Source organism: Burkholderia sp. 9120 (genome assembly GCF_000745015.1).
In the GTDB taxonomy this organism is placed as follows: domain Bacteria; phylum Pseudomonadota; class Gammaproteobacteria; order Burkholderiales; family Burkholderiaceae; genus Paraburkholderia.
In genome coordinates, this window is record NZ_JQNA01000001.1 from 1,107,061 (window position 1) to 1,130,423 (window position 23,363).

The 23,363-nt window shown below is 62.5% G+C and carries 23 protein-coding genes; 2 read left to right on the forward strand and 21 right to left on the reverse strand.

Annotation, left to right across the window (positions count from 1 at the left end; genetic code table 11):
- Positions 1–62: 62 nt before the first annotated feature.
- Positions 63–1,421, reverse strand: coding sequence for an SGNH/GDSL hydrolase family protein (locus FA94_RS04865; protein ID WP_081935805.1), 1,359 nt, complete (start codon positions 1,419–1,421; stop codon positions 63–65).
- A gap of 357 nt (positions 1,422–1,778) precedes the next feature.
- On the opposite strand from FA94_RS04865, the gene FA94_RS04870 reads away from it, so the two are divergent.
- Entirely contained in the window at positions 1,779–1,985 is a 207-nt protein-coding gene (locus tag FA94_RS04870) for a CsbD family protein (protein WP_035547320.1), read from the forward strand.
- Between the two features lie 208 nt (positions 1,986–2,193).
- Positions 2,194–3,576, forward strand: coding sequence for a sigma-54-dependent transcriptional regulator (locus FA94_RS04875; RefSeq protein ID WP_035547323.1), 1,383 nt, complete (start codon positions 2,194–2,196; stop codon positions 3,574–3,576).
- A gap of 128 nt (positions 3,577–3,704) precedes the next feature.
- Here FA94_RS04875 and nagZ read toward each other — a convergent pair whose 3' ends face one another.
- The 20 genes from nagZ to rpmF all read right to left on the reverse strand — a co-directional run bounded on the left by nagZ (position 3,705) and on the right by rpmF (position 23,283).
- Positions 3,705–4,742: a beta-N-acetylhexosaminidase gene (gene nagZ, locus FA94_RS04880; protein ID WP_035547326.1), complete on the reverse strand. Its 1,038-nt coding sequence runs from the start codon at positions 4,740–4,742 to the stop codon at positions 3,705–3,707.
- A 70-nt stretch (positions 4,743–4,812) separates the two neighbouring features.
- A complete protein-coding gene (gene acpS / locus FA94_RS04885; protein ID WP_231584850.1) occupies positions 4,813–5,343 on the reverse strand; it encodes a holo-ACP synthase in 531 nt (176 codons plus the stop codon).
- A gap of 27 nt (positions 5,344–5,370) precedes the next feature.
- Positions 5,371–6,135 (reverse strand): pyridoxine 5'-phosphate synthase, encoded by a 765-nt coding sequence (gene pdxJ, locus FA94_RS04890; RefSeq protein ID WP_035547329.1) that lies wholly within the window; start codon positions 6,133–6,135, stop codon positions 5,371–5,373.
- Complete coding sequence (recO, locus tag FA94_RS04895; protein ID WP_035547331.1) at positions 6,132–7,061, reverse strand: DNA repair protein RecO; 930 nt, start codon at positions 7,059–7,061, stop codon at positions 6,132–6,134. Before recO ends, pdxJ begins: the two co-directional genes overlap by 4 nt.
- Positions 7,048–7,947, reverse strand: a complete 900-nt coding sequence (gene era / locus FA94_RS04900) for a GTPase Era (protein WP_051980376.1) — start codon at positions 7,945–7,947, stop codon at positions 7,048–7,050. Before era ends, recO begins: the two co-directional genes overlap by 14 nt.
- A 54-nt stretch (positions 7,948–8,001) precedes the next feature.
- On the reverse strand, positions 8,002–9,126 hold the full coding sequence (gene rnc, locus FA94_RS04905) for a ribonuclease III (RefSeq protein ID WP_081935686.1): 1,125 nt from the start codon (positions 9,124–9,126) through the stop codon (positions 8,002–8,004).
- Positions 9,127–9,300: 174 nt separating this feature from the next.
- Entirely contained in the window at positions 9,301–10,194 is an 894-nt protein-coding gene (lepB, locus tag FA94_RS04910; RefSeq protein ID WP_035547337.1) for a signal peptidase I, read from the reverse strand.
- A gap of 18 nt (positions 10,195–10,212) precedes the next feature.
- Positions 10,213–12,006 (reverse strand): translation elongation factor 4, encoded by a 1,794-nt coding sequence (gene lepA, locus FA94_RS04915; RefSeq protein WP_035547340.1) that lies wholly within the window; start codon positions 12,004–12,006, stop codon positions 10,213–10,215.
- Between the two features lie 203 nt (positions 12,007–12,209).
- The gene (locus FA94_RS04920) at positions 12,210–12,482 is read right to left on the reverse strand and encodes a glutaredoxin family protein (protein ID WP_035547342.1); all 273 of its coding nucleotides are present in this window, start codon (positions 12,480–12,482) and stop codon (positions 12,210–12,212) included.
- The gene (locus FA94_RS04925; protein WP_035547345.1) at positions 12,479–14,005 is read right to left on the reverse strand and encodes a DegQ family serine endoprotease; all 1,527 of its coding nucleotides are present in this window, start codon (positions 14,003–14,005) and stop codon (positions 12,479–12,481) included. The genes FA94_RS04920 and FA94_RS04925 overlap by 4 nt, the downstream gene beginning before the upstream one ends.
- A gap of 35 nt (positions 14,006–14,040) precedes the next feature.
- A complete protein-coding gene (locus tag FA94_RS04930; protein WP_035549333.1) occupies positions 14,041–15,084 on the reverse strand; it encodes a MucB/RseB C-terminal domain-containing protein in 1,044 nt (347 codons plus the stop codon).
- 4 nt (positions 15,085–15,088) lie between these two features.
- Positions 15,089–15,721 (reverse strand): sigma-E factor negative regulatory protein, encoded by a 633-nt coding sequence (locus FA94_RS04935; protein ID WP_035549336.1) that lies wholly within the window; start codon positions 15,719–15,721, stop codon positions 15,089–15,091.
- Between the two features lie 83 nt (positions 15,722–15,804).
- Entirely contained in the window at positions 15,805–16,404 is a 600-nt protein-coding gene (rpoE, locus tag FA94_RS04940) for an RNA polymerase sigma factor RpoE (protein WP_035547347.1), read from the reverse strand.
- A gap of 603 nt (positions 16,405–17,007) precedes the next feature.
- Positions 17,008–18,246 (reverse strand): beta-ketoacyl-ACP synthase II, encoded by a 1,239-nt coding sequence (fabF, locus tag FA94_RS04950; RefSeq protein ID WP_035547354.1) that lies wholly within the window; start codon positions 18,244–18,246, stop codon positions 17,008–17,010.
- Between the two features lie 300 nt (positions 18,247–18,546).
- Positions 18,547–18,786, reverse strand: a complete 240-nt coding sequence (gene acpP, locus FA94_RS04955; protein ID WP_004197638.1) for an acyl carrier protein — start codon at positions 18,784–18,786, stop codon at positions 18,547–18,549.
- 151 nt (positions 18,787–18,937) lie between these two features.
- Complete coding sequence (gene fabG / locus FA94_RS04960; RefSeq protein ID WP_035547357.1) at positions 18,938–19,687, reverse strand: 3-oxoacyl-ACP reductase FabG; 750 nt, start codon at positions 19,685–19,687, stop codon at positions 18,938–18,940.
- A gap of 100 nt (positions 19,688–19,787) precedes the next feature.
- Positions 19,788–20,723, reverse strand: a complete 936-nt coding sequence (gene fabD, locus FA94_RS04965) for an ACP S-malonyltransferase (protein WP_035547359.1) — start codon at positions 20,721–20,723, stop codon at positions 19,788–19,790.
- Between the two features lie 113 nt (positions 20,724–20,836).
- Entirely contained in the window at positions 20,837–21,826 is a 990-nt protein-coding gene (locus FA94_RS04970) for a beta-ketoacyl-ACP synthase III (protein WP_035547362.1), read from the reverse strand.
- Positions 21,826–22,932 (reverse strand): phosphate acyltransferase PlsX, encoded by a 1,107-nt coding sequence (gene plsX / locus FA94_RS04975; RefSeq protein ID WP_035547365.1) that lies wholly within the window; start codon positions 22,930–22,932, stop codon positions 21,826–21,828. Before plsX ends, FA94_RS04970 begins: the two co-directional genes overlap by 1 nt.
- 171 nt (positions 22,933–23,103) lie before the next feature.
- Complete coding sequence (gene rpmF / locus FA94_RS04980) at positions 23,104–23,283, reverse strand: 50S ribosomal protein L32 (protein WP_006051932.1); 180 nt, start codon at positions 23,281–23,283, stop codon at positions 23,104–23,106.
- Positions 23,284–23,363: the final 80 nt, after the last annotated feature.

A 23,363-nucleotide genomic window follows, 5' to 3' on the forward strand; every position in this document is an offset into this window, starting at 1 on the left:
AAAAAAAGACCCGATCGCCCACGCGATCGGGTCTTTTTTTATTGTGCAGCAATCCAACGCTATCAGTTTCTGAATCGCTCCCGCACGAACGACGCGATACGTTGTGCAAGCTGCGCGTGCGTCGTGGTCGTCGGATGCAACGCGTCCCAGAACAGGAAGCGCGCCGGGTCGTCACAGATCGCGCGTGGGGTCTGTGCGCTCAGGTAAGTCAGTGCGGACGGATTCGGAATGTCGAGACATGAATGCGTCGTATCGTCGAGTCCGTATTGCTCGGGATGGCGCAGCATGTCGTCGAACATCGCATTCGCATCGAATAGCTCGATCTGAAGCGTCGCGCCGTATCGGAGCCGCAGCGCCGCCGCCATATCGGCCAGCCTCCGGTTGTAATCCTGAACCTCGGCGGCCACCCGCACCGCGTCGCCACGCGCGACGACGACCGGCGCACGGGAGACGTCCGGGAGTGTAACGAGCAAGATGCGCCTCGCATCGGCCGCGGCGAGTTGCTCGAGGCTGTCGCGCATGTCATTCGCCGCCTGTTCGGGCGTGCGGCCGTAGCTGACCAGATCGTTGCCGCCGGCGAGCACCGCGAACAGCGTGTTACGCGGCCGATAGTCCGGCGCGAACTTCATATAGTCGCGCCATGACTCGACCTGCTGCACGAGGCCAGGCACGACGAGGTGCTGATTGGTCGCGGCTCCTCCGGCTGACCAGTTATACATCGGCAGGTGCAACGCGCTGGCCAGATACTCGGGCCAGACGGGCCCGTTGCTGAAACGTCCCACATGCCAGCTTGCGCGATTCGGCAGCGTCCACTGGCTCGCATTGAAGGTGTTTTGCGTGTCGGACAGACTGTCGCCGAATACGATCAGCTTGTTGATGCGCGGCTCCTGCCACGCGCTGTCGATACTCCAGATCGTGAAGTTGAACGACAACCGGTTGTTGGCGGCGACCGCCTGCGTGAGTGCCGCCCGGATACCACGCGCGTTTAGCGTCTTGCGGCACACGTCGTTGAGGGTGTCTTGCGTCCTGACGCTGTAGAACATGTTCTTCCATTGCGTCACGCCGTCCGCCCGCCAGAAACCGGGCACCCGATACCAGTCGCCTCCGCTCGGATCGAGCGCCCATTCGTAGCTCGCGTCGGGTTCGAGCGGATCCGCGCTGCTGCGATACCAGCAGCGCAGATAGGTGTACGTGTCGTTGCCCCGGCGTAAGGCCAACGGGGATTCAACCGGCATGGCACGTGACTGCGGGACCGGCACAGCAAGCGGACCAGACGGCGATAGCGTCATGTCGCCGGTAGGCATCGGGAAAGATACCGGCTCGGCCGCGGCGTTTGCGCCAGCGGCCGCGAACGGCAGTGCGGCACACACCGCCGTGTTGGTGATCCGGCGACCCAGCGATGCGACACATTGGCAAATCATGGACTGCTCCTTCGGTTGTGGCGGATAAATCGATTTCAGGCGACGCGCGGCGGCACGCGCCATTCGTTACGAAGAGACCATCAGTCGCGGGACGTCGCCCAGGATCACCCGCCACGGAGAAAAATTCGCTCTGCCATGGCGGCCGAATTTAGGCACTTTTTCTTTTTTGCGCCGCCGTGTATGGTTAGGAAAACTTTACCGGCAGCCTGTCCAAAATTGCCTGCTCGAGACGCGAATTGACTCACCTTGCATCCGACAAATGCTTGATAAAGCTGAGCAAATGCCTTTGGCACAGTCCATGCTTATCTTCGAGAGAGGCCAGTACGACTTTATTTTCTTCAACTCCGGAGATGCGACATGAATAACGACATCGCTGAAGGCAAGTGGAAGCAGATGCTGGGCAAGGCCAAGACCGCATGGGGCGAATTGACGGACGACGAATTGACCAAGGCTGAAGGCCGTGCCGACAAACTCGCCGGGCTGATCCAGGAACGCTACGGCAAGACCCGTGAACAGGCGGAATTGGAAGTGCGCCGCTTCTTCGACAGTAATCGGCATTTTTGACAGGCCGAGTGAAGTAAGTACAGGCGGTCTATCGACGCGCATCCGCGCCGAAACAGGCCGGCTCAGATCAAACCAAGGACCAGAACTACGTGAGTCGAATCGCCACTCCATTCGACCGGCAGTACCGGCCAGCTATCGCGCCCATGCATTGCGCCCGTATCGCGGCGCGACGCATCGGTATTCCATCCATTTAAAAATTGCGCTCGCCATGCCACACGCCCTGATTGTTGAAGACGATCCCAATAGCCTGTCGGGCCTGTCCGCCATCCTCGCGGCCGACGGCTTTTCCGTCGACACCGCGACCACCATCGCCGAAGCGCGGGCGGCTCTGACACGCTTCATTCCTGACGTCGTGCTGGTCGACCTGAATCTGCCGGACGGCAGCGGGCTCGACGTGTTGCAGCACTTGCCCGCGCATCCGCCCGGCGGCGCTCTGCCCGTGATCGTGATGACCGGCAACGCGACGGTGGAAAGCGCGATCGAAGGTTTGCGGCACGGCATCTGGGACTATCTGCTCAAGCCGGTCAACATTCCGCGCTTGCGCAGCCTGCTGGCGCGGATTCCGCGGCCCTACGAGCTGACCGAAGAGGTCCAGACGCTGCGCGCTTCGCTGCGGCAGCTCGGCCGTTTCGGCGCGATGCTCGGCCGCAGCGGCACGATCCAGCACGTGTACGACACGATCGAACATATCGCGCCGACCGAAGCGGCCGTGCTGATTTCCGGCGAAGCCGGCACCGGCAAGCAGGTCGCGGCGCGCACGATGCACGACATGAGCCGGCGCCGCAAAGGCCCGTTCATCACGTTCGATTGCCGGACCGCGGCCAGCGCGGCAGCGCATCGTTCGCTGGATAGCGTGCTGTTCGGTCACGAGCGCGGCGCATTCAACGGCGCGGAGCAGCGGGAGCCGGGGCTGTTCGAACAGGCGAGCGGCGGCACGCTGTTCATCGACGAGATTGCCGAATTGCCGCGCGCCCAGCAGGAAGCGCTGCTGCGCGCGCTCGACTCGCAGACCTTCATGCGGGTCGGCGGTACGCATCAGGTGGTGACGGATTTCCGGCTGATCGCCTCGACGCGCAAAGCGCCGCGCGCGGCGGTGGCCGATGGCAGCCTGCAGGAAGAGCTGGCGCTGCGTCTCGAAGCCGCGGCCGTTACCCTGCCGCCGCTGCGGGAGCGCGGCGAAGATCCGGCGCTGATCGCTCAGGCGATCGTCGACGAACTGAACCACGAGGCGGCCGCACGCGGGACGGCGGAAGCCGCCAAGCAGATCGGGCCGAACTTCATCCGCGAATGTCTCGCGTACGAATGGCCGGGCAATGTGCGTGAGTTGCAGGAACGGGCGCGGCGCGCGTATCACGCGTCGGGCGATGTGGTGGAATCGCTGCGCGCCGACGAAGCCGGCTCGGCCAATGGCCGCGATCTGAACGGCAGCCGCGTGCAGGTGACCGTCGGTACACCGCTCGCGGACGTCGAGGAAATGCTGATTCGCGCCACGCTCGATGCGGTCGGCGGGACGCGGCACCGTGCGGCGTCGCTACTGGGGATTAGCCCGAAGACGCTGTACAACAAGTTGCAGCGGATGCGGTTGAATTGAGTTGCGCGTTGTTCGTCCAGACAACCGAGGATCATAAAAAAACGGCGCCTTCAAAATTGAAGGCGCCGTTTTTTATTCGCCGATGCTAAGGCACTCAATGCCCCACGCGAACCGACCTCAAACCGACCTCAAGCCGATCCGGCAAACGCACTGCGCAACAACGCCTGCGCTTGCAGATACTGCGGCTCGGCGACCAGCTTGCTCCACTTCAGCGCCTTGCCGCGCGGCCGCATGCGCTTCAGGCGCTGCTGCGATTCCTTCGACGGCGTGAAGCGCAGCGCGTCCAGCACCTTCTCCGCTTCATCCGGCTGATTGCAGATCAGCACCATGTCGCAACCGGCCTGCAGCGCGGCCGTCGCGCCTTCGGTCAGCGTACCGCCCTGGCGCGCGGCTTCCATCGACAGATCGTCGCTGAAAATCGCGCCCTCGAAGCGCAGCTTGTTGCGCAGAATATCCTGCAGCCACACACGAGAAAAACCCGCCGGCTTCGAATCGACCTGCGGATACACCACATGCGCGGGCAGCACCGATCCCAGCGACAGATCGAGCCAGTCGTACGGCGCCACGTCGTCGCGCAGGATGTCTTCGAGCGAACGGTCGTCGACCGGCATCGCGACGTGCGAATCCGCCTGCGCGAAACCGTGCCCCGGAAAGTGCTTGCCGCAATTGCTCATGCCGGCGAGCGCGAGGCCGTGGTTGAGGCTCTTGGCCAGCAGCGTCACCACGCGCGGATCGCGGTGAAACGAGCGGTCGCCAATTACCTGCGACTGCCCGTAGTTCAGATCGAGCACGGGGGTGAAGCTCATGTCGATGTCGCACGCGCGCAGCTCCGCCGCGAGGATATAGCCGACCGCGGTCGTGACCTTGGTGGCATGCAGTACGTCGCTGTCCCACAACGTGCCGAGCTTGCCCATCGACGGCAACACGGTGAAGCCGTCGGTGCGAAAGCGCTGGACGCGGCCGCCTTCGTGGTCGACGGCGATCAGCAGATCCGGGCTCACGTCGCGGATCGCGGCGGTCAGCGCGAGCAACTGCGCGCGGTTCTCGTAGTGGCGCGCGAACAGGATTACGCCGCCTGTCATCGGATGGGCAAGGCGGCGCCTGTCGTCGTCGTTCAGCGTTTTGCCGACCACGTCGAGCATCACCGGTCCGGGAGTGGTTTTCATCGAATTCCGCTAGAAAAAAGCTTGAGACAAAGAAAGACGCGGCCTTTGCAGGCCGCGTTCAAAGTATTTTTTATTCGTCGGCGGCGGGAGCGTGCGGAGCGTCCGGCGTTGGGGCCGATGAAGGCGGTTGGGTTTGAGTTGGCGGTTGCGTCTGTATTTGAGCGTCCGGCTGTGTTTGCGTCGCCGTTTGCACCGTCCCGCTCTCCTGCCCGGTTTCCGCAATCACGAACGACACCGCGTAGTCCCGCTCGTCGCTGATCGTCACGCGCGCCGTGATGCCGCGCGCGTCGAGCCATTCGGCCAGCTCGCCGGAGGCCACCACCATCGGTTCGCCGCTCGGCTTGTTGAGCGTTTGCAGCGCACGCCAGGTCATCGGCCAGCGCATACCCAGGCCAATCGCTTTCGAGAACGCTTCTTTCGCCGAGAACCGCGTGGCGAGAAACGCGAGACCGCGCGCCGCCGACCGAGCCTGACGCGCGTGATAAACGCGCAGTTCGTCCGGCCCGAGCACCTTCTCGGCAAAGCGGCCGTTGGTGCGCGTCATGACCGCGGCCACGCGGCTGACCTGAACGATATCCGTGCCGATGCCGTAGATCGTCATGTGGGGTGCCGTCGCAGATCCGCCGAACTACGCGCGCGCGCCGAGACGCGCGGCGACCATGATCGCCTTCATCTCGCGCACCGCGTTTTCCCAGCCGGCGAAGATCGCATGCGCCACGATCGAGTGGCCGATATTCAATTCGTCGATGCCTTCGATCGCCGCGATCTGCTGCACGTTCGTGTAGTGCAAGCCGTGGCCCGCGTTCACCTTGATGCCGAGCGTCGCGCCGAATTCCACCGCGCGAACCACGCGCTCGAATTCGCGCTGCTGTTCGGCGGGATCGTGCGCTTCCGCGTAACGGCCGGTGTGCAGTTCGATCACCGGCGCGCCGGCTTCGTGCGCGGCGCGAATCTGCGTTTCGTCCGGGTCGATGAAGAGCGACACGCGCGAGTTCGCTTCCGCGAGCTGCTTGCACGCGGCCCGCACCGCTTCGAACTGGCCGGCGACGTCGAGGCCGCCTTCCGTGGTCAGTTCCTGGCGCTTTTCGGGCACGAGGCAGGTGTCGTGCGGCTGCACTTCACAGGCGATGTCGAGCATCTCCTGAGTCACCGCGCATTCGAGATTCATGCGCGTTTTCAGCAGCGGACGCAGCTTGCGCACGTCGGCGTCGACGATATGGCGGCGGTCTTCGCGCAGATGCAGCGTGATCACGTCGGCGCCCGCCTCTTCGGCCATCAACGCGGCGCGGATCGGATCGGGATAGGACGTGCCGCGCGCGTTGCGCAGCGTGGCGACGTGATCGATATTCACGCCCAGGTCAATGACGTTCGGCAACGTAAGAAAGAAGCTCATAAGTTCTGCAAGTCGATCAGGATCTGGCGCGTCGCGAGCGGCGTGCCGCCAAGGTAAGTGTTGAGCAGAAAGCGCATCAGCGTTTTGCTTTGCGCCACGGTCTGCGCACGATGGTAATCGTCCTGCTCCATGTCGAGCAAGGTCTGCCCCGAAACCACCGGCCATTGCGCGGGTAGATCGTCGGAGGCTTCGCGCACGCCGCGCTCCGGATCGAACACGTAGCGGCCTTCGGCCACCACCGCTTTACGCGCGACGGTGCGATTCAGCGCCATCGCGTAACCGGTTTCGCGCAGCAGCACGCGCTCGAACGAACGCAGCACCTGCACGGGCGGTTCGTCGTGCGCGAGACGCGTCATGGTGACAACGTAGTGATGAAACAGTTGCGGATGCGGGTCTTCGCGCGCGCAGAATTTGACCATCAGTTCGTTGACGTAGAAGCCGCACAACAGCGCGTCGCCGCACAACGGCAACATGCCGCCGACCCATTCGGCGCCGGTCAGCGTGCGCACTTCGGATTTGCCGGACCACGACAGCGCGAGCGGCTGGAACGTCTGCAAGACGCCGCGCAACGCCGAGTGCGGTCGCTTCGCGCCCTTCGCAACCAGCGCGAGACGACCGTGATCGCGCGACAGCACGTCGATGATCAGACTGGTCTCGCTATACGGGTAGCTATGCAGAACGAACGCGGGTTGTTCCGTGATCCGGTAGTCGGATGCGGAGGTGCGCGGCGCACGGCGCGCCGGCGCGCGAGCCGGAGAAGAGCTCGCCGCCTTGTGCGGTTCGCCCTCGCTGCCCTGGCTGCTTTTACTGGAAGATTTTCTGGTGCTACGCGCGGGCCTGACAGGCTCGCGTGCGGGTGCGGCCGGCTCCGAATCGTCCGGCTCGCCCGCGGAATTCCGCGTCATCCACGCGTCATTCGTACCCATACGCGCGAAGTCCGGCTTCGTTGTCGGCCCAACCGCTCTTCACCTTGATGAAGGTTTCCAGATACACCGGACCGTCGAACAGCCTTTCCATGTCGAGGCGCGCTTCGGTGCTGATCTGCTTCAGCTTCGCGCCTTTCTGGCCGATGATCATGGCCTTGTGCGTGTCGCGGTCGACCATGATGGTCGCGAAAATGCGGCGCAGACGCCCTTCGGTTTCAAACTTCTCGATCAGCACGGTGCTGGTGTACGGCAGTTCGTCGCCGGTCCAGCGGAACACTTTTTCGCGCAGAATTTCGGCCGCGAGGAAACGCTCGCTGCGATCGGTCAGGTCGTCTTCGCCGTAGATCGGCGAGCCTTCCGGCAGGAACGGTTTGACTGTCGCCATCAGACGATTGACGTCGTCGACGTGCTTGGCCGACAGCGGCACGATCTCGGCGAATTTGTGCAGCGCGCTGATCTCCTGCATGAACGGGAACAGCGAGGCTTTATCGGACACGCGATCGAGCTTGTTCGCGATCAGCAGCGTCGGCACCGACGGCGGGATCAGGTCGAGCACCTTCTGGTCGTCGGGACCAAAACGGCCGGCTTCGATCACGAACAGGATCGCATCCACCGAGGTCAGCGTGGACGTCACCGCGCGGTTCAGCGAGCGGTTCAGCGCGCCGCTGTGCTTGGTCTGGAAACCGGGCGTGTCGACGAAAATGTACTGAGCATCTTCCAGCGTATGAATGCCGGTGATGCGATGGCGCGTGGTCTGCGCCTTGCGCGACGTGATACTGACTTTCTGGCCGACCAGCGCGTTCATCAGCGTGGATTTGCCGACGTTCGGACGGCCGACGATCGCGACCATGCCGCAACGAAAACCAGTGGGTGTGGGAGCGTTCATATTCAGGCTACGGCTAGTTCAGATCGGCGCGCGGGATCGGCGCGCCGACGGCAATCAATGGCCCGCATCGGCGACGCGGGTATGCACCGCGTCGGCTACGCCGGGTTCGTGTTCGGTAGATGCCGGTGCGCTCGGGGTGACGGCGGCGGCAGCACCGGGTGTGGCTGAGTGGGCCTGAGCCTGGGCTTTATCCGCCCGTTCCGCTTTGTCTGCTTTATCTGCCTTGTCGGCACGTTCAGTCCGGTCCTGCCCGCTGTACTCGACGTGCGAGGCACGAATCACTGCGAGCGGCGCGGCCGCAACGGTCGACGCTGCCCGTTCCGCGGCGGATTCCGCTGCAAACGCCGCACGAATCTCGCCCCGGCCGAGGCCGCGTTCACTCTTGCGGTCCGGACTGCGCAAATCCAGCGCGGCCTGCACGCCGGTCACGCCAGGCACGATTTCCGGCTCGGCGTTTTTTGCTGCGCGAGCGCTCTTCGAGCGCTTCGGCTTGGCGACCACAGCCGGCGCCGCAGCCATCACTTCGTCAAGCGCCTTCTTGGCCGCCGCCTGCTCGGCCGCGCGGCGGCTCGCGCCGGAACCGGCCACCTTCACGTCCAGCTTGGGCACCGTACATTCGACTTCGAATTGCTGATTGTGCGCCGCACCATGCGTTGCGACCACCGTGTAGGTGGGCAGCGCGATCTTGTGACCTTGCAGATACTCCTGCAGCAGCGTCTTGGAATCTTTGCCGAGCGTGCGCGGGTCGATGTGATCCAGAATCGGCACGTAAAGGCGCTTGATGACCGTCTGGGCGGCTTCAAAGCCACCGTCGAGGAACACCGCGCCCAGCACTGCTTCGAGCGTGTCAGCGAGGATCGAGGGCCGGCGGAAGCCGCCGCTGCGCAACTCGCCTTCGCCCAACCGGAGGCCTTCGGAGATATTCAGGGCCTGAGCGATTTCGTAAAGCGACTGCTGTTTGACCAGATTGGCACGGACGCGCGACAGATCGCCTTCGTCCAATTTGCTGAAACGTTGGAACAAAAGCGCAGCCACCGCGCAATTTAGGACGGAATCGCCGAGAAACTCGAGCCGTTCGTTATGCGTGGAGCTATGACTGCGGTGCGTTAAAGCCTGGCGCAACAATTCCGTATTGCGAAATTCGTAGCGCAGACGGCTTTCCAACGGAGATAGGGGCATGGGCAGAGTATAACGCGGGCGCCAGACCCGGCGAAAACGCGGGGCGGCCTGCGGAAAAAGCGTGGTGAAGCGACGTTACCGCGTGTTCTTAAAGTAGCGTGATAACACGCCGCGACTAACCTGACCTCAGTGGGGTCACGCGCGCGGCGTGCTGTGCAATCGCTGCACGCGAACTCAGTGGAATGAGCCGATGCGTTTCAGATTGCTAAAGTTCATCCAGATAAAAAACGCGCGGCCGACGACATTCTTGTCCGGCGCAAAACCCCAGTACCGGCTGTCCGCGCTGTTGTCGCGGTTGTCGCCCATCATGAAGTAGTTACCCGGCGGCACCTTGCAGATCACGCCGCGTGCGTTGTACGTGCAGTTATCGCGATACGGATAATCTTCCGCACCGACGATAAACGGCGGCACTGCGGGATTGTTCAGAATCGCGTTCTTGCGGCCGCCCAGATCTTCTTCGAACTGCTTCGCATAGCCCATGCGTTCGTCGTCGAGGTAATCGGGCAGCGCCGTCTCCGGCACCGGCTTGCCGTTGATCGTCAGTTGCTTGTCTTGATAAGCGATCGTGTCGCCCGGCAGGCCGATCACGCGCTTGATGTAGTCGACCGACTCGTCTTTCGGATAGCGGAACACCACCACGTCGCCGCGTTCGAGCGGACGGCCCTCGGTGATCTTCGTGTTGGTGATCGGCAGGCGAATGCCGTACTCGAATTTATTGACGAGGATGAAGTCGCCCACCAGCAGCGTCGGCACCATCGAACCCGACGGAATCTTGAACGGCTCGACCACGAAAGAGCGCACCACGAACACCACCAGGATCACCGGGAAGAAGCTCGCCGAATACTCGAGCCACCACGGCTGACGCAGCTTGTCGTCACGCAGACGGGCGCGCGTTTGCGCCGCGTTTTCGTCGGCGAAACGCTCGCCGACGCGTGCCTGCTGGCGGTCAAACTCGGCGACCACGGCTTCCGCCGCGCGCCGCCGTTGCGGCAGGAAAACCAGTTTGTCTGCGACCCATGCGACGCCCGTCAAAATGACGAGCACAAAAAGAATCAGCGCAAAATTCATAGGGTTCCGTTGTTCGTCTTATTTGTCTTCGACACGCAGAATCGCGAGGAAAGCTTCTTGCGGAATCTCGACCGAGCCCACCTGCTTCATTCGCTTCTTGCCTGCCTTTTGCTTTTCCAGCAGCTTCTTCTTCCGGGAGATATCGCCGCCGTAGCATTTTGCCAGCACGTTCTTACGCAACGCTTTAATGTTTTCGCGCGCAATGATGTTCGCGCCGATGGTGGCCTGAATCGCCACGTCGTACATTTGCCGCGGAATCAGTTCGCGCATTTTCGCCGCCACTTCGCGGCCGCGATACTGGCTTTGCGAACGGTGCACGATGACCGACAGCGCGTCCACCTTGTCGCCGTTGATCAGCATGTCGACCTTCACGACGTCCGCCGCGCGGTATTCCTTGAACTCGTAATCCATCGACGCATAGCCGCGCGAAATCGACTTCAGACGATCGAAGAAATCGAGCACGACTTCGCCCATCGGGATTTCGTATGTGAGCTGAACCTGACGGCCGTGGTACTGCATGTTGATCTGATTGCCGCGCTTTTGCGTGCACAGCGTGATCACCGCGCCGACGTAGTCTTGCGGCATGTACAGATTCACGGTGACGATCGGCTCGCGCACTTCTTCGATCTTGGACGGCTCCGGCATCTTGGCCGGATTTTCGACCATCAGGATCGTGTTGTCGCGTTGCAGGACTTCGTACACCACGGTCGGCGCCGTGGTGATCAGGTCCATGTCGAACTCACGCTCGAGACGTTCCTGCACGATTTCCATATGCAGCAGCCCGAGGAAGCCGCAACGGAAACCGAAACCGAGCGCCTGCGACACTTCCGGCTCGTACTGCAGCGACGCGTCGTTCAGCTTGAGCTTTTCGAGCGAGTCGCGCAGCGCGTCGTACTGGTTGGCTTCGACCGGATAGAGGCCGGCGAACACCTGCGGCTTCACTTCCTTGAAACCGGGCAGCGGCTCGGTTGCGGGACGATTCACCAGCGTGACGGTGTCGCCCACCTTCGCCGCGGCCAATTCCTTGATGCCGGCGATGATGAAACCCACCTGCCCGGCCGACAACGATTCAAGATTCTTCGACTTCGGCGTGAACACGCCGATATGCTCGACCGGGTACTGCGCGCCGGTCGCCATCATGCGGATCTTGTCTTTCGGACGCAGCGTGCCGTTGACGATACGCACCAGCATCACGACGCCGACGTAGTTGTCGAACCACGAGTCGATGATCAGCGCCTGCAGCGGCGCTTCCGTATCGCCCTTGGGCGGCGGTACTTTCAGGATCAGCGCTTCGAGTACGTCTTCGACGCCGAGACCGGTCTTTGCGCTGCAATGCGTAGCGTCCGTCGCGTCGATACCGATCACGTCTTCGATTTCGGCGATCGCGTTTTCGGGGTTCGCGGCCGGCAAGTCGATCTTGTTCAACACGGGAATCACGTCGACGCCGAGTTCGATCGCCGTATAGCAGTTGGCGACGGTTTGCGCCTCTACGCCTTGGCTCGCGTCGACGACCAGCAGCGCGCCTTCACACGCGGACAGCGAGCGGCTGACTTCATACGAGAAGTCGACGTGGCCCGGCGTGTCGATCATGTTCAGGTTGTAGACCTGACCGTCACGCGCCTTGTACGTCAGCGCGGCGGTTTGTGCCTTGATGGTGATGCCGCGCTCGCGCTCGAGATCCATCGAGTCGAGCACTTGAGATTCCATCTCGCGATCGGACAGGCCGCCGCAAATCTGGATGATGCGATCGGCGAGCGTCGACTTGCCATGGTCGATGTGCGCAATGATCGAGAAGTTACGAATATGATCCATTCAGTACCGATCAAGCGAAAAAGGCGCGCTCGGACAATAGCGGAGCACGCCTTGTAAGTAGGTGAAAAACCTATCTATTTTAGCCGAAAAGGCCATCGCCCGGCGCATCTTGCGAAGTCCGGGCGGAAAAGACGGCTTGAGAGAGACGTGAAACCTGGTGTGAATGGCGCCCGTTGGCGCCCTGTTTGAAGCCCCGAGCGAACTCAGGGCGTCGCTGGCGTGCGTGTGATCCGTGCAGCCAGCGCCTCGCGAACCCGTGTGACGTCGAGGTGATAGTGGCACAGTTCGACGCCATCGCAGAGCAGAACCGGCACCAGTTCGTTGTAACGCGCTTCCAGCACCGGATCGCTATCGACATCGACCACTGCTACCTGCGCCCCGAACTCAGCTAGCAACGGCTCGAGCGCGGCGCGCATATCGTCGCACAGGTGGCACCACGCGCGCCCATAGAGCGTGAGTGGTGCCGCCTTCGTCATTTCTGGGCGCTGCTGCGCGGACGGACCGGCACGAACTGCGTGTTCTCGCCGCGACGAACCAGCAGCGCGACCATCTTCGACGGATCGAGGTGCGCGCTCAGATCGTCGAACTGCTTCGCGCTCGTGATGTCCGTATCGCCCACCCGCAGAATGATGTCGCCCTTCTGCAGGCCGACGCGCGCGGCCGGACCGTCAGCCGCATCGACCTGCACGCCGTTGTGCAGCTTCAGCGACTTCAACTGGTCGGCCGGGATATCGCTGACGGCCAGACCCAGCACGTTGGTCGCGCGCTGCTTCGGCGGCTGCGGCTTCTTCTCATCCGCCTTGGTGGTCTTGTCCGGCTGCATCTCGGCGATCGTGACCGGCAGGTCGCGCGTCTGACCCTTGCGCCAGATCGTGATCGTGGATTTAGTGCCCGGCTTGGTGTCGCCGACCATGCGCGGCAGATCCGTAGCCGTATCCACCGAATGGCCGTTGAACTTCAGGATGATGTCGCCCGGCTGCACGCCGGCCTTGTCCGCCGGGCCGCCCGGCTCGACGCTGCTGACCAGCGCGCCTTGCGCCTTCGGCAGTCCGAGCGAGTCGGCGACGTCTTTGGTCACTTCGCCGATCGCCACCGCGATCCGGCCGCGCACCACTTTGCCTGACGTCTTCAACTGGTCGGCCACGCGCATCGCCTCGTCGATCGGAATCGCGAACGAAATGCCCATGAAACCGCCGGTGCGGCTGTAGATCTGCGAGTTGATGCCGATCACTTCGCCTTGCATGTTGATCAGCGGACCGCCCGAATTGCCCGGATTGACGGCCACGTCGGTCTGGATGAACGGCAGATAGTCGCCCGTATCGCGTCCCTTGGCGCTGACGATACCGGCCGTCACCGTATTCTCGAGACCGAACGGCGAACCGATCGCGACGACCCACTCGCCGACGCGGACCTTGTTCGAATCGCCGATCGTGATGGTCGGCAAATTGGCGGCGCTGATCTTGACGACGGCGACGTCGGTCCGATCGTCCACGCCGATCAGCTTGGCTTTGAATTCGCGCTTGTCGGTGAGCGTGACGTAGATGGTGTCCGCGTCGTCGACGACGTGCGCGTTGGTCATCACATAGCCGTCCGCCGACAGGATAAAGCCCGAGCCGACGCCGCTGTTCTGTTCCGGATCACTGTTATCCGGCGTGTCCTGGCTACCGCCACTGCCGCCGCTGCCACCGTTGTCGCCACCGCGCGGCGAACCCGGCGATTGTGGCGACTGCGGCAGCGGAATGCCGAAAAAGCGGCGGAAGAACTCCGACATATCGCCGTCGTCCATACCCGGCGGCAAACCGCCGCGGGCGCTGCCGCTATTGGACACGCGCGTGGTCGTGCGAATGTTGACGACCGCCGGGCCGACCTTGTCGACGAGATCAGTGAAGTCGGGCAGATTGGCCGCGGCAGGAGCCGCCGACGCCGTGTGCGGCATGAGCGGCAAACACGCCGCTACAACCGCGGCCGCGAGGAATTTGCGCACCGAGAAAGTCGTCATATCGTAGCAAGCCGAGGGATTCAGGATTCGGAGGATTACTTCGGAGCTTTGTATTCTATGGCAGACGCAAATTGCTGCAATGTGGTCTGGGGCACTTCACCAAGCAGAGTAATCCAGAAGTCGCCACGGCGCTTCACCAGTACATGGGTGGCGCCGCTACTGCCCGCGCCTTCCTTGCGCGTGTTGTTCTCGACCGGCTCGACGAACACCGAAATGGCCGCGAGGCCGTCGGAGAACACCGCCTGATCCACCGGAATGGTCGGCTGGCCCGCGTCGCGCGCGGCCATGGGGCGGCGCAATTCACGAATCTTGCGGAAGCCCGGCACGGGCGGCGTGATCTGCCAGCCTTGCGCGGCCATGTCGACCGGCTCGACCGGCGGACGCACCACGGTCCACCCCGCCAGATTACGAATGCCGTTGACAATCCCGGCCTTATCCAACGGCACGCCGATGCGAATCTGCGAGAACGACAGTTGCTCGAGCACCTGACCGCTCGGATCGAGGGTCTGCGCGCGCAGCAACAGGCCGGTTTTCTTGTCGGCCCACAGCTTGTACGCAAAGCGATAGGCGTCTTTCGGATCGAGCTCGATCACCTGACTATCGACGCCCGCGACGCGATCGTCGCCCAGCAGCTTCGGCTCATAAACCGTCAGCACCTGTTCGCCGCTGACTGCCAGCAGCGCCGGGAACGAGTCTTTGTTCTGACGCTTTTCGACCACACACAGATGCCGCTCCGGCACGAACGTGTAGAGATCTTCGTTATGGCGCAGCATTTTGCGCGGCTTGCCGTCGAGGCTTTCGAGCTGCTCGAATTCGCCGTCATTGCGGGTCGCGTAATGCGCGATCCGCGACGTCTGCACGAAATTGCCGCGCTGATAGACGAACGCGCCCTCGTAGTTTTGCTGCTGGGCGGCCTGATGGATGCGATCGAGCAGATCCGCGGCCGTGCGACGGGCGACGAGCGGATCGTCGGTTTGTGCAAAAACCCGCGGTGTAGCGGACAACAATACGGCTGCGCAGAACAGAAATGCCGGCAGCCGCCCCCAGATAGTCGTTTTATTCAACCGCGGAGTCTGCATCAAACTATTGGCCTTGCGTAGAAACTGCGGCAGCGCGAATCAGCGGCATCGAGCCCGGCATGACCGGTTGTTGCGCGAATTGCTGGTGAGCTTCCAGATACTGGTCGAGACTGGCGTCGCGGATGATATTGGCGTCTTGCGCGACCGGCTGAACCGTCGCGGCCGGCACCGAAGCCATGGCCACGCGTTGCAGCGAGTCGCCATGTGACTGGACCGACGCGAACTGCCCCGCGCCCGAGCCGCCCGGCACGCCTTGCAGTTGGGGCACGACGATCCAAGTCAACGTAGCGGCGGCGGCCGCCACCGCGAAGGCCGGCACCACACGGCGGCGCAGCGCCAGCAAACGGCGCGCAACCGGCATGGCCGCGGGCGCGAGCACGTGCGGCTCGCTCTCGAGACGCGCGGCGAAACCGCTGAGGAACGCGCTGCTCGTCGCCGGGCTGACCGCCAGATCGTCGGAACGCAATGCGTCGCCGATCAGGTGATAGCTCGACCACGCGGTGCGATCCTCGCTATTTAGCCCGGAAAGAAACGCGTTCAGATTCAGATGCTCTTCGCCGAACAACTCACCGTCGACAAAAGCGGAAACACGCTCGCCGCGCGAGCTGACTTGCGATTGCACCGAGACCGACCCCATGATGCTCCCCATCTTACAAATACCCCGTAGTGACACCACTAATCCAGATATTGCACCCGTGCCCCGTACGGCCCGGCTGGTGTTTACCAGCGCTTGCCTTCAGGTGTGTCAAGCAACGGACGCAATTTTGCCGCAATGGCTTCGCGAGCGCGGAAAATTCGTGATCTGACTGTGCCAATTGGGCAACCCATCATCTCAGCGATTTCCTCGTAACTCAAACCTTCAATTTCACGAAGAGTAATGGCGGTGCGCAACTCTTCCGGCAAAACCGCCATCGCAGCATTGACCGTCTCAGCGATCTGCTTGCTCATCAACATCGACTCAGGCGTGTTGATATCCCTTAGTTGGTCCGCGTCCGAGAAAGTTTCAGCTTCTTCAGCATCTGCTTCGGTCGATGTCGGCGCGCGCCGCCCTTGGGTCGCAAGGTAGTTCTTTGCCGTGTTGACCGCAATCCGGTACAACCACGTATAAAAGGCCGAATCGCCACGAAACTGCGGCAATGCCCGATACGCCTTGATAAAGGCGTCCTGGGCAACGTCTTCCACTTCGGCGGGGTCCCGCACGAGGCGCGAGATCAGCCGGAGAATCTTGCGGTGGTATTTGGTGACCAGAAGCTCGAACGCGGCCTTGTCGCCCTTCTGGACGCGCTCGACCAGCACCTGATCAATTTCTTTTTCGCTCACCTGATAAATCCGTTAACTTTAGGGCGCATGGCGGGGGACCATTGTAGCGTCCCCATCAACAATGAGACGTTACTCCGGTAACAGCGGTTACAGTCGTTACAGTCACGCGCCCGCGGCACGCCGGCCCAACACCGCCAGTTTGCGGAAAACGGGACGTGGAAGCGCGTCGGCGCCAAGCAGTAACGTGGCTTCGCGCCCCGGCTCCGGGACGAGCACCAGAATAAGTAGGCGATCGCTCCAATGCGCACAGCCGGCAATGCGCCTCTGCGCGGACGCACTCCCGCTGCGATCCCAGACGGATAGCCCACACGGCCCGATTTTCAGCGCGACGGGCTGCGCCCACTCATGTCTGATTGCGCCAAGCATGAGCAGCACGCACACCGCGAGCGTCAACGGCATGGCCGTCGCTGCGCCAAGATGCGAGGCGGCGCACGCATGAACAGCCCACGTCGCAGTCAGGATGAACACCCCCAACGCAGCGCGCATAACAAAAGAACGCCGCAACGTAATCCGTTGCGGCGCTCCGTCAGGCGTAGCCGATTCGGGGGAAACCGCCGGACGAACCGGCGGTGTCGACTGGCGTATCACCAAACGATCAGACGATCACGCGCGCTTGAAAACCAGCGTGCCGTTCGTGCCGCCGAACCCGAACGAGTTCTTCAGCGCGACGTCGATCTTCATCTCCCGCGCGGTGTTGGCGCAGTAGTCCAGATCGCAGGCCGGGTCCTGATTGAAGATGTTGATCGTCGGCGGCGACACCTGATGGTGCACGGCCAGCACGGTGAACACCGACTCCAGACCGCCGGCGCCGCCCAACAGGTGACCCGTCATCGACTTGGTCGAGTTCACGACCATGTCTTTGGCGTGATCGCCGAAAGCGCGCTTGATGCCGGTGGTTTCAGCCAGGTCGCCGAGCGGCGTGGAGGTGCCGTGCGCGTTCAGGTAATTCACCTGATCGGCATTGATGCCCGCGTTCTTCAACGCAGCCAGCATGCAGCGGCGTGCGCCGTCGCCGTCTTCCAGCGGTGCGGTCATGTGATAGGCGTCGCCGCTCATCCCATAGCCGCTGACTTCGGCGTAAATCTTCGCGCCGCGCGCCTTCGCATGTTCGTACTCTTCGAGCACCATCACGCCGGCGCCCTCACCCAGCACGAAACCATCGCGATCCTTGTCCCACGGACGGCTCGCCGTTGCCGGATCGTCATTGCGTTGCGACAGCGCGCGCGCCGCCGCAAAGCCGCCGATACCCAGCGGCGACACGGTGGATTCCGCACCGCCCGCGATCATCACGTCGGCGTCACCGTATTCGATCAGGCGCGAAGCCTCGCCGATACAGTGCAGACCCGTGGTACATGCGGTGACGATCGCCAGATTCGGACCCTTGATGCCGAACTTGATCGACAGATGGCCGGAGATCATGTTGATGATCGACGCCGGCACGAAAAACGGCGAAATGCGGCGCGGGCCGCGATTCGCGTATTCCGTTTGCGTAGCTTCGATCATCGGCAGACCGCCAATGCCCGAACCGACCACCACACCGATACGCTCCGAATTCTCGTCGGTCACTTCGAGGCCGCTGTCCTGCATCGCCTGGATGCCTGCAGCCACGCCGTAATGGATAAACGTATCCATATGGCGCGCCTCCTTACCGGGGATGTAGTCCTCGATATTGAAGCCCTTCACCTCGCCGGCGAAACGAGTCGAGAAGTTCGACGCATCGAACTTCGTGATATTGGCAATACCCGACTTGCCGGCGACCAGATTGGCCCAGCCGTCGGCAACATTATTGCCAACAGGCGAAATCAGCCCCAGGCCTGTAACAACAACACGACGGCGGCTCACGGTAACCCCTTTTTCATAGATGACAAAAGCAAAAGCCACAGCGGCCACAGGAACGTGCCCTGTATGCCCTGTGGCTGTTAACCGCCCCCGAATCTGGTGCTTCGCACCAGCCCCCCGAAGGGAACGCAAGAAAACTTGGGGCGGCCCGGTGTTTTCTTGAAAGTCGCCAATCGCGCGAAAAGTTGCGCTGTCAACATCGCTGGCTCCTGCACGGCAAAAAGCGCCAACCCTGCTGGCGTCGGCAACCGACACGGCAGGGCGTCATACGCCACCAACGCAGAAACGCAGGCGCGAATGACCTTAGGCCTTGACGTTCGCGCGAGCGTAGTCGATCGCTTGCTGAACGGTAGTGATCTTCTCGGCTTCTTCATCCGGAATTTCCATGCCGAATTCGTCTTCGAGGGCCATCACGAGTTCAACAGTGTCGAGCGAGTCGGCGCCGAGGTCGTTCACGAACGAAGCTTCGTTCTTGATCTCAGCTTCTGCAACGCCCAGTTGTTCTGCGACGATCTTCTTGACGCGCTGTTCGATATTGTCCATTACCCCTCCAAGGGAAAAGAAGTTCAAAAATACAGGTGCGCGCATTTTATCAGGTTTGACCCGGCAAAAAAGCGGCGCATCGGGTTGCTGTCAAGGCATGCGCCTTACGCTTTTGCAAACGCATCAAGGCGCGGATAGTAACCGAATTTGGTTACGACATGTACATTCCGCCGTTCACATGCAAAGTCGTGCCGGTGATATAGCCCGCTTGGGGCGATGCCAGGAACACGACAGCGTGCGCGATATCTTCCGGGCTGCCCAGACGGCCGAGCGGAATTTGCGCCTTCAGCGCCGTTTGCTGCTCTTCCGGCAGGGTCTTGGTCATGTCGGTATCGATGAAGCCCGGCGCGACGCAATTCACGGTGATGCCGCGGCTGCCGATCTCGCGTGCCAGCGCGCGCGTCATGCCCGCCACGCCCGCTTTCGCGGCCGCGTAGTTGACCTGCCCCGCGTTGCCGGCCGAGCCGACCACCGACGTGATGTTGATGATGCGGCCACCTCGCGCCTTCATCATGGGGCGCAGCACCGCGCGCGACAAACGGAAGACCGACTTGAGGTTCGTGTCGACCACCGCGTCCCAATCGTCGTCCTTCATACGCATGGCCAGCTGGTCCTGCGTGATGCCGGCGTTGTTCACCAGCACGTGCAGCGCGCCGAACTCCTTCACCGTGCCGTCGATCAGCGCTTCGGCCGCGGCCGCGTCATTGACGTTGAGCACCGCGCCACGACCGTTCACGCCGGCCGCGTTAAACGCTTCCGTGATCGCGGCCGCGCCGCTTTCGCTGGTCGCCGTGCCGATGACCGTCGCGCCCTGGCGCGCCAGTTCCATCGCGATCGCACGGCCGATGCCGCGCGATGCGCCCGTCACGATTGCGATCTGCTTGTCGAGAGTCTTTTCCATCTGTCAGTCCGAATGCCCTTCGGAGGGCTGATTGATTGCTGATGCAGCGTCCTGATGCCGCGCTTCGGCGCCCGTTGCCGGGCAACTTGCGAAGCGGCGTTCAGCCTGCCGTCACGAGCTTGAGCGTTTCTTCGAGCGAAGCCGGATCGAACACCGAAGCGCCGATCAGATTGCCGTCAATACGCTTGGTCAAACCCGCAAGGACCTTGCCAGGACCGCATTCGATCACATGCGTGACGCCCTGAGCCGCGATCGCCTGTACGCTTTCGACCCAGCGCACCGCACCAGCCGCCTGGCGCACCAGCGCATCTTTGATCTGAGCCGGCTCGTTGACGATGGCGACGTCGACGTTATTGATGACCGGAATCGCCGGCACCAGCACGTTGACGCTGGCCAGATACTCGCGCAGTTGGTCCGAAGCCGGCTTGAGCAGCGACGAGTGGAACGGCGCCGACACCGGCAGCGGCAACGCACGCTTGGCGCCCTTCGCCTTGGCGACTTCGCAGGCCTTCTCGACCGCCGCCTTGTGGCCCGCGATCACGACTTGCGACGGCGCGTTGAAATTGACCGCTTCCACGACACCCGCAATCGACGCTTCGGCGCACACTGTGCGAACCGTGTCGTCGTCGAGGCCGAGAATCGCGGCCATGCCGCCTTCGCCGACCGGCACCGCCGTTTGCATGGCTTGCGCGCGGAAGCGCACGAGCGGCACGGCGTCGCGGAACGCGAGCGCGCCGGCAGCAACCAGCGCCGTATATTCGCCGAGGCTATGACCGGCGACGATCGCCGGCTGCGGGCCGCCCGCCTGCTGCCACGCGCGATAAATCGCGTATGCGGCGGTCAGCATGACCGGCTGGGTATTGGTGGTGAGATTCAGATCTTCGACCGGGCCTTCGGCGATCAGCTTGCCGAGGTCCTGATTGAGCGCGTCGGAGGCTTCCTGAACCGTCTCGCGCACGATCGCGTGATCGGCGAATGCGTTGAGCATGCCGACCGTCTGCGAACCCTGCCCAGGAAAAACGAACGCAAATTTCATAACGTCCCCAAAATCGATTGAGTCAGATGTGGGTGGCGCGCGGCGCGGACATCAAACGATATCGCGCCGGCGCACTCGGGCGCCACTAGCGGCGCCCCGGCGTGTCGCCGCTATCAGTAGCGAATGACCGACGCGCCCCACGTAAAGCCGCCGCCGACGCCTTCGATCAGCACGTTCTGGCCGCGCTTGATGCGGCCGTCGCGCACCGCAACGTCGAATGCGAGCGGAATGGACGCAGCCGACGTATTGCCGTGCTCGCCCACCGTGACGACCATGCGTTCCTGCGGCAAGCCGAGCTTGCGGCAAGTGCTTTGCATGATGCGGATATTGGCCTGGTGCGGAATCAGCCAATCGATCTGCTCGGCCGACAGATTCGCCTTGGCGAGCGCCTCGACCGCGACCTTTTCGAGCACGTTGACGGCGAGCTTGAACACCGCCTGGCCGTCCATGTGCAGAAACGCGCTGCCTTCGATCACGCCGCCGTTCACATTGCCCGGCGTGCAGAGAATGTTCGAATGGCTGCCGTCGGCGTGCAAGGCGCTAGCCAGCACGCCCGGTTCGTCGGACGCCTGCAGGATCACCGCGCCGGCGCCGTCGCCGAACAGCACGCAGGTGGTGCGGTCCTTGAAATCGAGAATGCGCGAGAAGGTCTCGGCGCCGATCACCAGCGCCGTGCGATGCTGGCCGCTGCGAATGAAGCTGTCTGCCGTGGCGACCGCGTAGGCGAAGCCGGAACAGACCGCCTGCACGTCGAACGCCGCGCCGTGGTTCTTGATGCCGAGCTTGTTCTGCAACAGACACGCCGTGCTCGGAAACACGAAGTCAGGCGTGGAAGTGGCAACGATGATCAGGTCGATGGATTGCGGATCGACGTCCGCCGCTTCGATCGCGCGCTGTGCGGCGATCAGCGCGAGGTCGCTGGTGGCCACATCGGGCTCGGCGAAGTGACGCGCATGGATGCCCGTACGGGCGACGATCCATTCGTCGCTGGTCTCGACGCCTTGGCGGGCGAGACGTTCAGCCAGATCCTGATTGGTGACGCGCCCGGGCGGCAGGTAGCTGCCGGTGCCCAGCACGCGGGAATAAATTGTCGATTGAGCCATTATGCCTTCGAGGATTGCGCAGCGTAGGGCTCGGCCGGCTGGCCTGCGATCGGGCTTGCGTGACCCGCACCACTCGCGTCGCGCGCCGCCTGTTCGAGAGAACCCGCGTTCTCTTCCATTGCTCGCGCAAGGCGTTCCAGCACGCCGTTTTTGACGGCATCATACCCGCGTTTGATAGCCCACTCAAACCCGTAGGCGTCAGCCGACCCGTGACTTTTTATCACAAGGCCACGCAGGCCGAGCAGCGCGGCGCCGTTGTACTGCCGGTGATCCACGCGCTTCTTGAAGCGCATCAATACCGGCAAAGCGAGCACTGCCATCACCTTGGTGAGCCACGAACGGCCGAACTCTTCCTTGATGATGTCGTTGAGCATCTGTGCGAGGCCTTCCGACGTCTTCAACGCGACGTTACCCACGAAACCATCGCAGACGATCACGTCGACCGTGCCCTTGAAGATGTCGTTGCCTTCCACGTTACCGTGAAAGTTGAGTGTACTCGCGCGCAACAGTTCGCCGGCACGCTTGATGGTGTCGTTGCCCTTGATGACTTCTTCGCCGATGTTGAGCAGCCCGATGGTAGGCCGCTCCTTGCCTTCGAGCGCCGACACGAGCGCGTGCCCCATCTCCGCGAACTGCAGCAGATGCTGCGGTTCGCAGTCGACGTTGGCGCCCAGGTCGAGCATCGTCGTATAGCCGTCGGGGTTGGGCAGAGCAAACGCGATGGCCGGGCGTTCAATGCCCGACAGCGTTTTCAGCACATAGCGCGAGACCGCCATCAGTGCGCCGGTGTTGCCGGCGGAAACGCAGGCTTGCGCCTCGCCTTCCTTGACGCGGTTCAGCGCAACGCGCATGGATGAATCTTTTTTCTTGCGCAGCGCGACTTCAACCGAATCGTCCATGGCGACGATTTCGGAAGCGGGGACGACGGTCAGCGCCGGCAGGTCTTGTGCCTTCAACTTCTTCAACTGCGCACGAATCGCACCTTCAATGCCAACGAGCAGCAGTTGCGCGTCGGGATGCGAACGAACGAAGTTAACGGCAGCGGGAACGGTCACGGACGGGCCGTGGTCGCCTCCCATGCAATCTATCGTGAGCTTTACTGTCATGGAGTGCGACGAATTTCAGGCGCCCTGCATGGGATCGCAGAAAGCACTAAAGCGCCAGGTGCGACCGACGCAAAAAAGCGGCAGTTGAATGCCGCCTTTTTGCCGAGCCGGGAAAATGTCAAGCGAGCCGATCGCCACGCGAAACGCCGAAGGGCGCAACGCAGTGAACGATTAGTCGTTCTTCGTCTTGACGACTTTCTTGCCGCGATAGTAGCCGTTCGGGCTAACGTGGTGACGCAGATGCACTTCGCCCGTGCTCGGTTCCACGGCCAGCGGCGCTGCCGTCAGGAAATCGTGCGAACGGTGCATGCCGCGCTTCGACGGCGACTTCTTGTTTTGCTGAACTGCCATGACTAACTCCTAAAAATTTTCCGAATTCTAACACAGCCCGATCGGGTCTCCGCCACTGGCCGAATGGCCAATGCGCCCGC